The sequence below is a fragment of the Methanohalophilus sp. genome (genome assembly GCF_030156785.1).
Classification (GTDB): Archaea; Halobacteriota; Methanosarcinia; order Methanosarcinales; family Methanosarcinaceae; genus Methanohalophilus.
Window position 1 is genome coordinate 139,090 of record NZ_JASGLW010000002.1, and the last position, 14,625, is coordinate 153,714.

At 43.0% G+C, this 14,625-nt stretch carries 15 protein-coding genes; 7 read left to right on the forward strand and 8 right to left on the reverse strand.

The genetic code is table 11. The features are described 5' to 3' along the window. Positions 1 to 20: 20 nt before the first annotated feature. Complete coding sequence (locus PWQ49_RS01995) at positions 21 to 1,181, forward strand: NDP-sugar synthase (RefSeq protein ID WP_300607083.1); 1,161 nt, start codon at positions 21 to 23, stop codon at positions 1,179 to 1,181. Between the two features lie 206 nt (positions 1,182 to 1,387). On the opposite strand, the gene PWQ49_RS02000 is transcribed toward PWQ49_RS01995, so the two are convergent. After that, positions 1,388 to 3,109 carry a radical SAM protein gene (locus PWQ49_RS02000; RefSeq protein ID WP_300607086.1) on the reverse strand — a complete coding sequence of 574 codons (1,722 nt, stop codon included), beginning with the start codon at positions 3,107 to 3,109 and terminating at the stop codon, positions 1,388 to 1,390. A gap of 59 nt (positions 3,110 to 3,168) precedes the next feature. On the opposite strand from PWQ49_RS02000, the gene ilvD reads away from it, so the two are divergent. Then, positions 3,169 to 4,830 carry a dihydroxy-acid dehydratase gene (gene ilvD, locus PWQ49_RS02005; RefSeq protein WP_300607090.1) on the forward strand — a complete coding sequence of 554 codons (1,662 nt, stop codon included), beginning with the start codon at positions 3,169 to 3,171 and terminating at the stop codon, positions 4,828 to 4,830. A gap of 266 nt (positions 4,831 to 5,096) precedes the next feature. On the opposite strand, the gene PWQ49_RS02010 is transcribed toward ilvD, so the two are convergent. The 6 genes from PWQ49_RS02010 to mtxX all read right to left on the reverse strand — a co-directional run bounded on the left by PWQ49_RS02010 (position 5,097) and on the right by mtxX (position 10,416). Beyond that, positions 5,097 to 5,819, reverse strand: a complete 723-nt coding sequence (locus PWQ49_RS02010) for an amino acid ABC transporter ATP-binding protein (protein WP_300607093.1) — start codon at positions 5,817 to 5,819, stop codon at positions 5,097 to 5,099. After that, entirely contained in the window at positions 5,803 to 6,318 is a 516-nt protein-coding gene (locus PWQ49_RS02015; RefSeq protein WP_300607096.1) for an amino acid ABC transporter permease, read from the reverse strand. The genes PWQ49_RS02010 and PWQ49_RS02015 overlap by 17 nt, the downstream gene beginning before the upstream one ends. Positions 6,319 to 6,427: 109 nt before the next feature. Beyond that, on the reverse strand, positions 6,428 to 7,213 hold the full coding sequence (locus tag PWQ49_RS02020) for a basic amino acid ABC transporter substrate-binding protein (RefSeq protein ID WP_300607098.1): 786 nt from the start codon (positions 7,211 to 7,213) through the stop codon (positions 6,428 to 6,430). Positions 7,214 to 8,035: 822 nt separating this feature from the next. After that, entirely contained in the window at positions 8,036 to 8,968 is a 933-nt protein-coding gene (mtrH, locus tag PWQ49_RS02025) for a tetrahydromethanopterin S-methyltransferase subunit H (RefSeq protein ID WP_300607101.1), read from the reverse strand. A gap of 14 nt (positions 8,969 to 8,982) precedes the next feature. Continuing rightward, positions 8,983 to 9,570, reverse strand: a complete 588-nt coding sequence (locus PWQ49_RS02030; RefSeq protein WP_300607103.1) for a tetrahydromethanopterin S-methyltransferase subunit A — start codon at positions 9,568 to 9,570, stop codon at positions 8,983 to 8,985. A 3-nt stretch (positions 9,571 to 9,573) separates the two neighbouring features. Continuing rightward, complete coding sequence (gene mtxX / locus PWQ49_RS02035; protein WP_300607106.1) at positions 9,574 to 10,416, reverse strand: methanogenesis marker protein Mmp4/MtxX; 843 nt, start codon at positions 10,414 to 10,416, stop codon at positions 9,574 to 9,576. An 80-nt stretch (positions 10,417 to 10,496) separates the two neighbouring features. Between mtxX and PWQ49_RS02040 the strand changes: the two genes are divergently transcribed. The 5 genes from PWQ49_RS02040 (at position 10,497) to PWQ49_RS02060 (ending at position 13,754) form a co-directional block, all read left to right on the forward strand. Then, on the forward strand, positions 10,497 to 11,948 hold the full coding sequence (locus PWQ49_RS02040; RefSeq protein ID WP_300607110.1) for a replication factor C large subunit: 1,452 nt from the start codon (positions 10,497 to 10,499) through the stop codon (positions 11,946 to 11,948). Between the two features lie 329 nt (positions 11,949 to 12,277). Continuing rightward, on the forward strand, positions 12,278 to 12,769 hold the full coding sequence (locus tag PWQ49_RS02045) for a hypothetical protein (protein WP_300607113.1): 492 nt from the start codon (positions 12,278 to 12,280) through the stop codon (positions 12,767 to 12,769). Positions 12,770 to 12,916: 147 nt separating this feature from the next. After that, the gene (locus PWQ49_RS02050) at positions 12,917 to 13,141 is read left to right on the forward strand and encodes a hypothetical protein (RefSeq protein WP_300607117.1); all 225 of its coding nucleotides are present in this window, start codon (positions 12,917 to 12,919) and stop codon (positions 13,139 to 13,141) included. Positions 13,142 to 13,255: 114 nt separating this feature from the next. Continuing rightward, positions 13,256 to 13,423 (forward strand): hypothetical protein, encoded by a 168-nt coding sequence (locus tag PWQ49_RS02055; RefSeq protein WP_300607119.1) that lies wholly within the window; start codon positions 13,256 to 13,258, stop codon positions 13,421 to 13,423. 40 nt (positions 13,424 to 13,463) lie between these two features. Next, positions 13,464 to 13,754: a winged helix-turn-helix domain-containing protein gene (locus tag PWQ49_RS02060; protein WP_300607123.1), complete on the forward strand. Its 291-nt coding sequence runs from the start codon at positions 13,464 to 13,466 to the stop codon at positions 13,752 to 13,754. Between the two features lie 281 nt (positions 13,755 to 14,035). Here the strand turns inward: PWQ49_RS02060 and PWQ49_RS02065 are convergent, their stop codons facing one another. Beyond that, positions 14,036 to 14,593, reverse strand: a complete 558-nt coding sequence (locus PWQ49_RS02065) for a cytochrome c (protein ID WP_300607125.1) — start codon at positions 14,591 to 14,593, stop codon at positions 14,036 to 14,038. Positions 14,594 to 14,625: the final 32 nt, after the last annotated feature.

A 14,625-nucleotide genomic window follows, 5' to 3' on the forward strand; every position in this document is an offset into this window, starting at 1 on the left:
GTACGGACATCACTAAAAATATGAAAGCCTGTATAATGTGCGGAGGGGAGGGAACACGCCTCAGGCCCTTAACTTTTGACCGACCAAAACCAAATATTCCTATTATTAATAAGCCATCCCTTGTACACCTTATAGAACACCTTTCAAAGGAAGGGTTTAGCGAGATCGTAATCACATTGGGGTACATGGCCGAGAAAATTGAAGAGCGGCTAGGCGATGGCACTATTTTTGGGGTACACATTGATTACGTTTATGAGGAAGAAAAGCTTGGGACTGCCGGTAGTGTGAAAAACGCCGAAGAGTATCTCGCAGAAGAACCGTTTCTTGTAGTTGCTGGAGATCATGTAATGGATTTGGAGCTCCGGAATATGTATCGCTTCCACGAAAACAATAATGCGATGGTTACTATAGGATTGCTTTCTATTGACGATCCGAGGGAATTTGGTATTGCAGACATGGATGTCTGTAACCGGATCCGAAGATTTCTTGAAAAACCCGGGCCGGGCGAAATATTCAGCAACCTTGCCAGTACGGGCATATATATGTGCCAGCCTGAAATTTTTGACTGGATTCCTCAAGGTAAACAGTTTGACTTTGCAAAGGATCTGTTCCCCAAATTCCTCGAAGAAGACATTACAATTAATGGTCTTCTGGTAAGAGGACACTGGACCGATGTTGGTAACCCACAGGCTTACAGGCAGGCACAGCGCTGGATGCTTGAAACCATGCCAGGCACTTCTATCGAAGGGCATTTCAATGCCAAAAATGCACGTATTGTCGGCCCGCTTAAGATTAGCAACAATGTTGTGATAGGTTCTAACAGTACCGTGGTTGGTCCCGTGATTCTCGGGGAGAATACTACCATTGGAGACAATGTCTTGATTGGACCCTATACTACAATCGATTCCAATTGTGTTATAATGGATGGTTGCAGGATACTGTCATCCTACATATATAGCGATGTTATCATCGGGAAAAACTGCAATGTTTCCGGATCCGTGATAGACAACAATACAGTTGTTGGACAGGACTGCAGTCTGGAAAACGGCACCGTAATCGGTCCACGTGTTAATATCGGAAATGAAGTTACGGTTCACTCCGATGTGAAGATCTGGCCGGAACTTACGATTAAAAGTGGAACCCGAGTAAAGAAAACTCTCCTTAACCCGGATTATGAATAATTGAGATAACAATTAATCAGAATATTTTGAAAGGGGTTGTTCTCCCTTTCAGAAACGCCTTCTCAAAATATATACTACCAGTAAAGTGCCAATTGCAACGAGAATCCATATTTAAGAATGTCGTAATGAAGCAAAGGAAATTTTAATCAGAAATTAACTGCAAATACTTATAACAGGTTAGAGATAACGTTTGGTGATTTGCCTGATTAATCCACGGATATGAGAGATGAGTAACCTGAAATTCCGGGTACTTTCATTAAAACATCATCCTTATTTTTGAACGGTCGCATCCTGAGTATTGCAGCTACTTCCGGGGCTGGAAGTCCAGCTTCTTTCATCAACCTACCGGATGCGGTGTTGATATCAAGAGGATACGGAACTCCTGTTATTGAACGGAAACCGTGCCCTGTAACTATTACATCTCTATATTGCCAGAGTGGTAGTTTTTCAGGAATCTGTACTAATATAGGATAAGTTCCCATCTGTCGTCCTGATGTCCAGAAACCACTCTTTCCTTTATTCACAACCTCGCACAGGACGTCTTTGAGCACAATCCCCTTCGGTATAACTTTCCTGAGCATCGGGAGATCAATTTCTTTGCGAACTTTATCCCTGTATTTTGAGAACTGTTTCGGATATAATGGGAGTTCCATATTTTCCAGTGGTGTTGATGGGAAACTCATCACCTGCCTGATATTGATCCTTCGCAGCAAGAGACCGCTGTTCAGCACATTTTTTAAAAAATCAAAATTCAGTTGGAACGTCTTCTTGCTCTCGCCGGGAAGTCCGTGAACGAAATTAAGACCTGGCAGAAGTTCCGGTAAACCGGAAGTACCCCTTTTAGCCCCAATTTCATTCATCAGCTTAATGGCTTCGAAAACCTGTTTGGGATATGCTTTCAAATTGTTAGCTTTGATAACCGTCGGATCGGCACTCTCCATTCCCATGGCTGCAACATCACCGCTGGTGTGATATTTCACAATGGTTTTCATGATTTCCCTGCACTCATTGGGAAATGTGGCAATTGTAAGAGGATTGGCATTATCCATGTGCAGCACCTTAAGTTCAGGCGCAACAGCCCTTATACCACTGTAGAGTGATTCCAGTGCTTCGGCATCCGGCTGCCTGACCGATTCCCCAATATCTTTTGACTGGTACGAGAATATATCTGGTTGCCTGCCAATCCTGAAAAATCTTGCACCAAAATGATAAAGCTGCGCAACTTCGGAGATTACATCTTCGATTTTCCTGTAATCCGAATAGCCATAAGAGGCTTCGGTACAGAAAGAACAGTGCACATTCCTCCCACACCCCCTGTAGGTTTCTATCTCACACATGACATTTGGGTAATCTGGATGTTTTTCAATTATGAAGGCACCTTTTTGCGACCATCTGGCTATTTCATCGTTTGTTCTAAGGCGTGAATCAATTGAAGCGGGATCGACAAGTTTTCCAGATTCGTCAAAGAGGTCTTTGATAAAAGCTTCAATGTCCCCGGAAGCCAGATAGCTATCATCCGGAAATGTGAGATATGTGGCTTTCTGCCCACCTTCCTTACTGTAACCCAGTTTTATAGGTCCTCCGATTATTTTGATACCTTTTGAGTTTTTGCAAAGATAATCAATTTCGGAAGGAGTGATTGGTGTTGAGCGGAGATATTTGCCGGGAACCGTGACGCCGGACAGGATAATTACAAGATCGGCTTCTTTGATTACAGAAAAATCCGAAGAGCCGGGTATACGAAGCTGGTCGATTGTGAAATATAATATGTCATTGGTTTTTTGGCCGGATTCTACAAGTGCTCCTGCGATATAACGGATGTAAGGAGAAATGTATGGAGGAACTCCAAAGCAGGCTGGTTCGTCAACGTATCCATCAATTATGACTGATCTCATGGTGAAAATCCTGTCCTTGATATTGGTTGACATAAGAAAGCATACTTATATTAATTATACTGTCATAGCTCATAGACACGTGAGGGCTGCAAATGAGAAGCGACATGATCAAAAAAGGTGATGAGAGAGCTCCCAATAGGTCTCTCCTTAAAGCTACAGGTGTTACAGACTCTGAAATGGACAAGCCGTTCATAGCTGTCGTAAACTCCTGGACGGAAATTGTGCCCGGACATATCCATCTTGACAAAATAGCACGCGCGGTCAAGGACGGCATCCGTAATGCCGGAGGTGTTCCATTTGAATTTAATACAATAGGAATCTGTGACGGTATTGCAATGGGACATGCGGGAATGAAGTATTCTCTTCCAAGCCGTGAAGCCATTGAAGATTCTATCGAACTTATGATCGAAGGTCACCAGCTTGACGGGATGGTAATGATAACCGCCTGTGATAAGATTACTCCCGGTCACCTCATGGCCGCCGGAAGGCTGGATCTCCCCACCATCGTTGTTACCGGAGGACCCATGCTTCCCGGATATGCAGATGACCAGCCTAGGGACTTGGTATCAGTTTTTGAGGGGGTCGGGGAAAAAAGGACAGGTAAAGCATCGGCTGAATATCTCAAGATGCTTGAGGATGTGTCCTGTGCAGGGGCCGGATCATGTGCCGGTATGTTTACTGCCAATACCATGGCCTGCATGAGTGAAGCTCTCGGGCTGAGCCTGCCGGGATGTGCTACGGCACATGCGGTGGATGCAAAGAAAATCCATATTTCAAAAATGTCAGGTGAGCGTATAGTTGGACTTGTCAGGGAAGGTACAACCGCCCGCGATATTGTAACTTCCAGGTCTTTTGAGAATGCCATCATGGTTGACATGGCGGTGGGCGGAAGCACCAACACAACCCTTCACCTTCCAGCAATTGCACACGCTTTCGATATTGAACTCTCGCTTGAAACCTTCGACAGGCTCAGCAGGACTACTCCTCACCTCATAAACCTGCGACCCGGGGGTGAAAACCACATGCTGGACTTCGACCGCGCGGGAGGGGTGCAGGCCATCATGCAGCGTCTCAAATCCAGACTTAACCTTGACGAGAAGTCAGTTACCGGAAAAACCATTGGTGAAAATCTTGATGAATTCGTGATCATTAACCCGGAGACTAACAAGCGCATTATTGCAACTCTTGAAAACCCGCTGCATAATGAAGGTGGGATTGCAGTACTCAAGGGCAGCCTTGCACCTGATGGAGCGGTTATCAAACAGTCTGCAGTAGACCCAAAGATGCTCAGGCATAGCGGGCCTGCAAGGGTTTTCGAAAGTGAGGAAGATGCAATGGAAGCTATCCTTGCAGAAAAAATTAAACCAGGTGACGTAGTCGTCATTCGGTATGAAGGGCCAAAAGGGGGACCCGGAATGCGGGAGATGCTATCGCCAACCTCGGCAATTGCAGGTATGGGGCTTGCGGATTCAGTTGCGCTTGTGACCGACGGAAGGTTCTCAGGCGGTACACGCGGACCATGCATCGGCCATATTTCCCCGGAAGCCATCGAAGGCGGTCCAATAGGACTGGTCCAGGAAGGCGACATAATCGAGATTGACATCCCTGGAAGAAGACTGGATCTTGCAGTCCCGGAAGATGAAATTGAAAAAAGAAGTGCAAATTTCAAGCCTCTTGTCAAACCGGTCAAGGGCTATCTTGCACGTTACAGGCAGAGCGTAAGTTCAGCAAACAAAGGCGCTATCAGGGACTGAGTCCCTGATGGTGGTTATCGGAGGTTTGTTTGGATTGTTAATGGTTGGCATTATAGAACTTTTTTAGCTAGCATAATGCTCTGATTTTTAACTCCTTGTTGAATTAAACGTTATCAATTGAATTAATCCCAAGAGCTGATAAGTCAAGATACTCTTGATTTCAACCCTCCTTTCAAGAAAGGTATTATTTCTATTCATGTTTAGTTGGATCCGGTTTGATCGACTAGATCATAACTAAGAATTATTGTATTTAGAAATATGACATCTCAGAGTACCTTGCTCAAGAAAACTTTTGTACGCTCATGCTTTGTATTACCAAAGACATCTTCGGGTCTGCCCTCTTCAACAATTACACCATCATCCATAAATAAAACCCTGTCACCGACTTCACGGGCAAAACCCATTTCATGAGTAACAACAATCATAGTCATACCCTCCTTTGCGAGTGATTTCATGACTGCAAGGACTTCACCGACCATTTCCGGGTCAAGTGCAGAAGTGGGTTCATCAAAGAGCATAATTTTTGGTTGCATTGCAAGCGCTCTGGCAATTGCAACCCGTTGTTGCTGTCCTCCGGAAAGCGAGTCGGGGAACTCTCCTGCCTTTTCCTCAAGCCCCACCTTTTTCAGCAAGTCCATAGATCTTTGGTTTGCTTCCTCTTCACTCAAACCTCTTACAATAACAGGGGCAAGAGCAATATTTTTGAGAACATTCATGTGGGGGAATAGATTAAACCTCTGAAATACCATTCCGACTTCTTCGCGTATTTTGTTAATATCAGTGGATGGATCAGTAATTTCTTCTCCATCAATCCAAATCTTTCCTGAAGTTGGCGTTTCTAGGAGATTCAGACACCTTAAAAAAGTACTCTTACCTGAACCCGAAGGGCCAATTACACAGACAACTTCACTTTTCTCAATATATGTAGAAATTCCCTTGAGAACTTCATTTTTTCCAAAGTACTTGTGTAAATCATTTACTTTTATCAACTATGCCCCACCTCCTTTCCAGCCAGTTAATCATACGCGATATCGTAAGGGTCATTACAAGATACACAAGTGCAACTCCAATATACACCGGAAAAGAAGCAAACGTCGTTGCAACATATAATTGCCCGCTTTTGAGGAGCTCAGGAACGCCGATCACTGCAAGGAGAGAGGAGTCCTTGATTCCAGCCCTGACAATTTCAGCGACATAGGCACCACTATTGATACTGCAAACAATTACTCCCGCAAGAATGGGATCTATTCTGAACGCTTCACCCGTAACATTGCTTATCAGACCAGGTATTCCATAGTAGAAAAGCAGGATTTGCACCAAGAGTGGGGTTCCACGGATAAAATCAATATATATAATACTTGGCAACCTAAGGATTTTCCGGGAAGACATCTTCCCTAATGCCATAAATATTCCTATAATTGTTCCGAAAAAAACGGATAAACTGGTTACTTCAATAGTTATTATTGCCCCTTGAAGCAAACTGGGCATGACTGTAATTATGTGATTAAAGTAAGATTGGAGTATATCCACAACAACACCTGATTAAAAAATATAAGAGCATTTGTCAATGCTCTTTAATTCCATGTGCTTGGTTTATTTAGCCAAAGTATTTTGCTAGCAGTTCATCATAAGTTCCGTCTGCAATGACATTTTGCAATCCAGTGTTGATCATGTCAAGCAATTCCTTATTGCCCTCTTTTACGGCAAAGCCATAGGATTCACTTGTTAATTTATCATCAACAATTTTAATTTTACCGGGCTGTTGCTTTATATATGCCTCGGTTACTGGCAGATCATTGATAACGACGTCTGCTCCTCCACTAATCAATTCCATCATCACTACATCTACAGTTGAGAATTCTTTTACTTCGGAAAGAATGCCGGCATCAAGCAATTCATGTGCTTTCATGGAACCGGTTGTACCTACCTGAACAGCGGCGATTTTACCCTGCAAATCATCTACTCCGAGGATTTCGTCATTATCTGCAGCGACTGCAAGAGCAAGCCCCGCATTTATATAAGGTGCACTGAAATCAACTTCTTTTTCGCGCTCCTCTGTAATGGTCATGCCTGATGCTGCTATGTCTATATTGCCTCCCTGAAGAGCCGGGATCAATGCATCAAAACCTATGGGCTGTATTTCGACCTCAAATCCCTGATCTGCGGCAATTGCCTTGATAAGATCAATATCAAATCCAATTATTTCACCGGTTTCATCGGTATACTCAAATGGGGGAAATGTTGGTTCAGTTCCAACATAATAAAGTGGTATTTCTTCTGTTTCCTCTATGGTATCTCCAGTCTGATCTCCAGTACAACCAGAAGCTGCAATTGCAAATATTACAAGTGCCAACATAGTAATTTTTAAAAAGTTATTCGTCATGAAGCCTCCTTTAGTTAATTAAATACTTCTTAAATCAAGAAGAATCAATCAATTTAAGGTTTTCCTTTTAAATTGGGATATCCAATTGAAATCTATGAAAGAAATATTATGTCAGTGCTCCTTTTACCAAGGTTTGCTTTTGTAATAATAAATGAAGGAATTTTTAAAGGCGATTTATAAATGATCTCCTTAATCATTGACTATCAACCTCTACAAAAACAAATAGTGAAGCTTCTCTTATATCATGGTGGAAACAGCATTTTCAATTAAAAACAGATAAAAGAATCAAATGCCCATTTTACCAACTGTTTAAGTCCTCATTTTAATTTTTATTTCTCCTGTACATGAACAGGAATGTCAAACCAAATATTGCAGCTACCGGGAGTTCAATGGTCGGGAACTGAGGGATTTTATATTCGGTCCATGTTTTAGTGGCCGGAGATTCCAGTATGATATCCAAAATAGCTACTCCCGGAACTGAGAGTTCATCTACAATGATGGCATCTTAACCCCCTTGCAGTTCCTGTATATGTGAAAATTGCCTGTCCTGAAGAATTTGTGGTATTGACGTGAGTCCCTGATGCAGACCAGAAGTAATATTGAATCCTCCCTGAAGCTCCTTGCAACCAGAGCGCCAGATGCATCAATCACCGCCTTTTCAAGGGAAACAATGTACTTATTTGGACAGGGGAACCAATAACAGCCTTTCCATACAATTCATCGGAAACATAAATGGTAAGCTCTTTCATTTTTGTTCCCTGCTAATCAGAATATAAAAGTAACGATCTTATGAAGCTTATGTTAAAATATCCATTCCTTTACTTAGATAAGCTTGTGGAACGGATGGTCGGGGGAAGAAGTAAGATTCTCAAAAGGTGCAGACTCGGTTAGTATGATATCCGCCATCGCACATAGGGGAAACACAAGTGACGCATTCTCAATCGGACCGTAAAGCACAAAATTCCCGCCTGCCGCCTGCTGGAGAACCGCAGAACCCACATCGCACATCCTGTAGGCAAGCGGATCAACCTTCCTTTTTTCCTTAATCCATTTCCATGAGGATGGTGCATTATGGATTCCCGAACCCACCGGAAGACCCCACTTTGCCTTAACAGCAAGGCTAATCCTCAGGCTAATCCCTGAACCGTTGCCCATAGGAGTAATCCCCGGATCTATCAGGCGATTGGTGATTCCGCATTCAATTGCAATTTCAAGTAATCCTTTGTCAAGCAGCCCTCCGCCGTTCTCAAGCATGTCCATCCGCCCCTTAAAGGATGAATCAACCGCATTAAACCCAAGGATTATAGCACTGTCAATATCCGACTCTGCAAGAAAATCGCGCTCCTTGGGTGTGATACTCATATTAATTGAATTGTAAACAGCCCTGTCCACAAGTCCGATTTCCTCCATATAACCGGCCACCTGCATCCTTGCAGCAGCATCCGGTGAATCAATAATTAATGGTGCATCGGTAATTTCGGAAACAAAATCCACATAATTTGTAAGGGCAGTTGCAGTATTGCCAAAAATATGAACCAGGTGAGGATTACCGGTTTCATCCGATGCAGAAGCCTGGGTGTTTATGAGATCCTCAGCTTTCACGCGGTTAAATAATCCCTCATTTTTATCCTCCACAATGCTGTGTCCTTCATAAAAAATAGTACCTGCAAGGGCTGTTGCAAGTTCGCCGGGATTTCCCCCGATTTTCACTCCTGCAATATTAGCAATTTCCTGCTTGTTTTTGAACCTGAACATTTCTTAAATCTCCCTCAATCAACCTCATATATCAGACCACATGACGTGTCCATGAAGACGTTTTCCGCAACAATAACATCTGCATCGACTTCATCCATGGAGAAGAGACACCTGCTGGAAGGCTGCTGGAACATTATCGGTGGTTCAGGGAAGGGATCTCCCTTATTTTTGTATTCCTCAATAATCCGGCTGATTTCACCACCATCGCAAAGCCCGATGTTCTCGATGAAAGTAACCTGCCTCTGGAACCTCTTTATCATGGCTTCATCAATATTCTCAATAAATGGAATGGCACCCTCTGAACCGATGATCCTACCGTTTTCATCAATGCCATTCTTGTAAAGGGAAAGCAGCGTTTGTCCTGCAAGATGACCGCGGGATTCAGATCCACAAAGCAGAATGTATCGGATATTGGAGTTAGAAATCACGTTTGCAACAATCTTCTCAGCCCCGAGATTCTCCGTCTTGCAACTTCCCCATATGGCTGCATTTACATCGGGTTCCATGTGACTTGCAAGGGTCACCACTGCAATCCGGGATTCTGGATTTCCTGGAACACAATCCCCTCTCACCACAGGCCATGTGGCAGTTGTATTCTCCATTTTTCAAACCTCTTCTTCCCTGCTTTTTACAAGAGCACTGGCAAGCATAATGGCAAGTGTGTAGTGTCCGCCTACCCTTGAAGTATCAACAAAAACATAATCATCCATCAGTACAGGAGCACCTATACCGTCTCCGCCACCTAAGAATACAAGGCTGCGGAACATCAAATTTCCTGTAATCCCATTGGGTGCAAGAATAAAATTGGATTCCGAAATAGCATCTTCTATGAGGATCGTATAATGTGTGGCTTTGATACCCATCTCCTGCAGCCTATTCGCAATAAAGTCTCCTTCTGCGAGGGTACGGTCAACTTCCCGATCTCTTCCAAGATCTCCCATCCTGCCTCCAGAAAGCACGCCAACAGAAGGCTCTACCTCAAACCTGCGGATGTAATCGACACTTCTCCTGACGAGTTCAATTTTTTCGGATATGGAACTTCCTTCATCAATTCCCACCGGAGCAAGGAAAAAAGGAGTGCCATCTGCAGTTAACAGGAATGCTACTCTATACAGTTTTTCAATACCTATTACTTTTTTCAGGTGAGAAAGGGTGCCGGATGCTCGGGCAGTACCCCTGACAACAGCATCAAATTCCCCTGATGCTAGTAGGGTTCCCAGCGAAGTTTCCGGATCAAGCGTATCAATAATTTCAAGGGATGTGCCGATTTCGGATATTTCGCGTGAATTACCTACGAGCACGACTTCAGCGTAACCCTTATTCATAGCGTCTTCCGCACTCCTGATTAATTTTGGAGTTGGATTGCGTACTCCCAGCGCAACACGGGCTTTGGTGGCGAGTGCTTTGTTACGTATAATATCCAGAAGTTTTTCAGTACCTTCCTGCATTGGAATTACCTTTAGAATAATAAAATGAAGACAACACAAACATTAATTAGTTTTCCCCTTTTATGTATCTGAGATTAACGATGACAGCACCTACGGATTGGGCAGAGAAGTACAGGCCGCAAACCCTTGCGGATGTAATTGGGAACAAATCTGCTGTGGAATTTCTCTGGAAATGGGCTTGTGAATGGGAGCAAGGAACACCGGAGAAAAAGGCAGTTATACTTTACGGACCACCCGGCGTAGGTAAAACGTCAGCAGCCCTTGCACTTGCATCACAAATCGGCTGGGAAACCATCGAAATGAACGCAAGTGACCAGAGAACAGCCTCAGCTCTTGAGAGGGTTGCAGGTTCGGCTTCACAAATGGCCACACTTACCGGTGAATACAGGCGACTTATAATACTGGATGAAGCAGACAATATGCATGGCTCTTCGGATAGGGGCGGTACACGTGCCATGGCTGATATTATAAAAAAAACAGATCAGCCAATTGTGCTTATCGCAAATGATCTCTATGGAATATCTCCATCAATCAGAACCTTCTGCGAGGAAGTCAAATTTAATTCGCTTCAGCAGCGTTCCATTATTCTCGCACTCAAGAAGATCTGCAAGGAAGAGAAGATCATGTGCGGTACAGGCGTCCTTGAAAAAATAGCATCAATGGCAGGTGGAGACCTGCGAAGTGCTTTGAGGGATCTCCAAGCGGTGGCCACGGGAAAAACTGAAATCCATCCTGAAGACATTGCAACCGCCGAAAGGGACACCAAGGATTCTATTTTCAAAGTTCTCTCAAAAATATTCAATGAAAATGATCCGGTTGCTGCCCATAAGGCTACGTTTGATCTTGACGAAACCCCCGAGGACCTTATCCAGTGGGTGGATGAGAATCTCCCGATGCAGTATCTTGATAAAGGCCAAACCATGAACGAGGATGTTGCCAATGCATACCGGAACCTGTCACATGCCGATAGATATCTTGGCAGGGTCAGACTGCGACAGAATTATGGTCTCTGGAAATATGCTTCATTCCTTTTAAGCGGGGGTGTAGCCGTATCAAAAAAGCATCCCCATTCGGGATTCAGAAAACTGCAACCCCCTTCTCTCTGGAGAAGAATGGGACAAGTGCGTGCCAAAAGAGACATGCGGGATAACATTGCAGCAAAGATTTCAGGTCACTGTCATGAGCCCATGAGGGATTCACGGGGATATTCCATGAGACTATATAGTCGGATTGTTGAAAACGATGAGGGTGCTGTAGATGTTGCAACAATCCTCAAACTTGATGCCGATGAGATAGCATATCTCAAGGGAAAGAAAGTTGGCAAGAGAATCCAGAAGATTTATGAGGAATCCCTGAAACGGCTGGGTGAAAAGGAAGCAGAGGACATCGATGCTTTTATTCAGGAAAAGAAGGAAGTAAATCAGTCTATTCGCTCCCTTGAGAGTTTTGCCGCGGATCCCGATCCTGAACCCGCTCCAAAAGTAGAAAAAATGACACAGAAAAAGCCGCAGAAGACACTGTTTGATTTCTGACTTTTTTAATCTTTACAGAAAACCTATATTTTAGGTATCTGTTCAACATTTAATGTGTTAAACAGGGCTTATGAAAGCAGATTACGATGCGATTAGTATAGGTATCTGTGTTGCTGGCATGATACATTAATAGGTATGTTTTTGCATTCTTGACACCAAAAACGACATCTTGCTATCTTTTCGTTCAGCACCATGCATCCCGTGATTTGGTTGTGTACTATTTCAGCACAAGGTATATATACATTCAAATACATGTGTAACATGCAGGCTACATATATCTAGATAATGATGCACAAGTCAACCTAAGAAGAAACAGCGAAGTGATTGAAATGAAGAAAACAGCAAATTTGTTATTGGCAGGAGCGGTTCTTCTGGCAGGTGCCGGAATGGTTGCCCTGACGTTGCAAACCCAGGATGTTCAGGCTGCATATGGTTATGGAGTCGGATGGGGAGTATGCCCCGGATATGGAGCTGGATATAACCAGGGCTATTCCACCAATTCTGATTTGAACGTTGAAAGCGTTGATGATGCCCATGATATAGCCAAGGATAAGATTAATCCTGACGTGATAGAAGAGAACATTTACCAGATGGGTAGATGGTGGGTTGTGTATTACACAAACGATGATGGTGTTGTGACACAAAGCTACATTGATGCTTTCACAGGAGAAGTGACGGATAACCCCCATACATATCAGGCATATGATTACGCCCCGGCTAGATACGGACAGGGATACGGAGGAATGGGATACGGCATGATGCATGGTTACGGCTATGGTCCTAGAATGATGGGCTACGGCGGTGGCGGCATCTATCGTTAACAAACACAATGAACAAAACAGTGGATCCCTGTCATTTGCTTTGGAATATTTATCCCCTCTGATGACAGGGATCTGCCAACTGTAATGGTTTATAGTTTTATAGTTTCTTAAAATACTGTAATATTTTCTTGATGAGGTAATGATAACATGATGGGATATGGAGGAATAGGATATGGAGGATACGGAATTTTTGGAGCCCTTGGCATGATATTTAACTGGATAATATTGATTGTCCTGATCTGGGCGGTGTCTTCGTACTTCAATAACAGATCATGCAGCAATAATGGCCCGGATGAGCGCCTTTCACGCATTGAACGGCAGGTAGAGAGCAATCGCGAAACACTGGATAAGATACTGAAAAAACTGGAATAAAACCTCTGTATCTTTACCAAAACAAGCATTGATAAAGATTAATATGAAAATAAAAACATATTGTAAAGAACTATGATGCACTATTACAATACATTTGGAGTTTTGGATTATATTGTGCAAATCCTTTTCATTTTGCTGATTTTGGGGATAGCCATTGCGTTCCTCAGCCGATCCGGTTTTATGAATACGGAAAACAATGAGAAGCTGGTGGCAATGGAAAAGGATATTGCTGAAATTAAAAAGACGGTTGAGGAAATCAAGGAAAAGCTGGAAGAGATCTGATATTTATTCAAGCTGACATCTGACCATTACACTGACCACTATGACAAAAACAATGCAGCAGATAGTATCGATAGGGGAAGCTATTTCCCATCCCCTTAGGCTTAAGCTTCTGTGCATGCTTTCTGAAAGGGAATGGTATGTGTATGAGCTTGCCAAAGAGCTGAATGTTTCACGCCAGGTGCTCTATCTTCACTTAAAACGCCTTGAAAAAGCCGGGTTTGTGGAAAGTGATCTTCGTCTTGAAGATGACGATATGCGTGCCAAGAAATTTTTCCGGCTGAAGGACTTTGACATTTCTATTAATATTGATGATTTGAAGCAGTTTTTTTAAGATAATTGCAGCTACAGACATAGCTGTATCGATAAAGTTAAAATAAAATGGCTTGACATGCCATTAAATCACAGATTTAATGTGAGCTCCAAATTTCCAATCTGGAACAAAACTCATTCCATTCCCTTTGTGTTTTAATGGCCAAAACAACATTGTTAATATTTTCATAAAAATAATAATATAGTAGTGGAAGTCAGAGGAAAGGGATTTCCACATTGCTCTTACTTTCATCTACTATTAAGGGGATAAACTTTGCAGTATTTGCCTGCTAGATCACTGCATTATAGCTGTTTCAAGTATTCTATCAAATCGTCCATATCCTGTTCTGACATATCCCATCTAGGCATTGTATAATCCAGTTGTTCACCCGCCGGATCTACGCCATATCTTATAGCGTTTTTAATTGTTTCATCAGTATATGGAGGATGCTCCTCATGTTCATCTTCATGCTCATCTTCAGAAGTTAACACTTCATATCTGATATCTGGAGGGATCACGTACCCCATCATTATTGGAACTCCACCGTTACCATTGGTTCCATGGCAACTGACGCAACTTCCTCCATGAACATATAGCCAGTGAGGACCTCCGGTAATCGGTATTTTCTGACCTCTTTCATTAAAACCCGTGTAATAGATCATCTCACCATTGGATTCAAATTCTGTAATAATGTTTGAATCCACATAAGGATCATAATTCTCCGGATACATATATCCTGGCTCCTGCCAGTCATATTGCTGGTAGGCTGGAACGTTGGAAGTCTGCAACTGATTCATAATCCCAACCATTACTAGTGCAACTGCAATCAATAACAAAATAATAATCTCTGTTCTTGCCAACTAATATCCCCACCATATCTAAAACATTTATT

Coding starts and splice junctions, on each gene's coding strand:
- PWQ49_RS01995 (WP_300607083.1), top strand. CDS start 21: ATGAAAGCCTGTATAATGTGCGGAGGGGAGGGAACACGCCTCAGGCCC.
- PWQ49_RS02000 (WP_300607086.1), bottom strand. CDS start 3,109: ATGTCAACCAATATCAAGGACAGGATTTTCACCATGAGATCAGTCATA.
- ilvD (WP_300607090.1), top strand. CDS start 3,169: ATGAGAAGCGACATGATCAAAAAAGGTGATGAGAGAGCTCCCAATAGG.
- PWQ49_RS02015 (WP_300607096.1), bottom strand. CDS start 6,318: ATGCCCAGTTTGCTTCAAGGGGCAATAATAACTATTGAAGTAACCAGT.
- PWQ49_RS02020 (WP_300607098.1), bottom strand. CDS start 7,213: ATGACGAATAACTTTTTAAAAATTACTATGTTGGCACTTGTAATATTT.
- mtrH (WP_300607101.1), bottom strand. CDS start 8,968: ATGTTCAGGTTCAAAAACAAGCAGGAAATTGCTAATATTGCAGGAGTG.
- PWQ49_RS02030 (WP_300607103.1), bottom strand. CDS start 9,570: ATGGAGAATACAACTGCCACATGGCCTGTGGTGAGAGGGGATTGTGTT.
- mtxX (WP_300607106.1), bottom strand. CDS start 10,416: ATGCAGGAAGGTACTGAAAAACTTCTGGATATTATACGTAACAAAGCA.
- PWQ49_RS02040 (WP_300607110.1), top strand. CDS start 10,497: ATGACAGCACCTACGGATTGGGCAGAGAAGTACAGGCCGCAAACCCTT.
- PWQ49_RS02045 (WP_300607113.1), top strand. CDS start 12,278: ATGAAGAAAACAGCAAATTTGTTATTGGCAGGAGCGGTTCTTCTGGCA.
- PWQ49_RS02050 (WP_300607117.1), top strand. CDS start 12,917: ATGATGGGATATGGAGGAATAGGATATGGAGGATACGGAATTTTTGGA.
- PWQ49_RS02060 (WP_300607123.1), top strand. CDS start 13,464: ATGACAAAAACAATGCAGCAGATAGTATCGATAGGGGAAGCTATTTCC.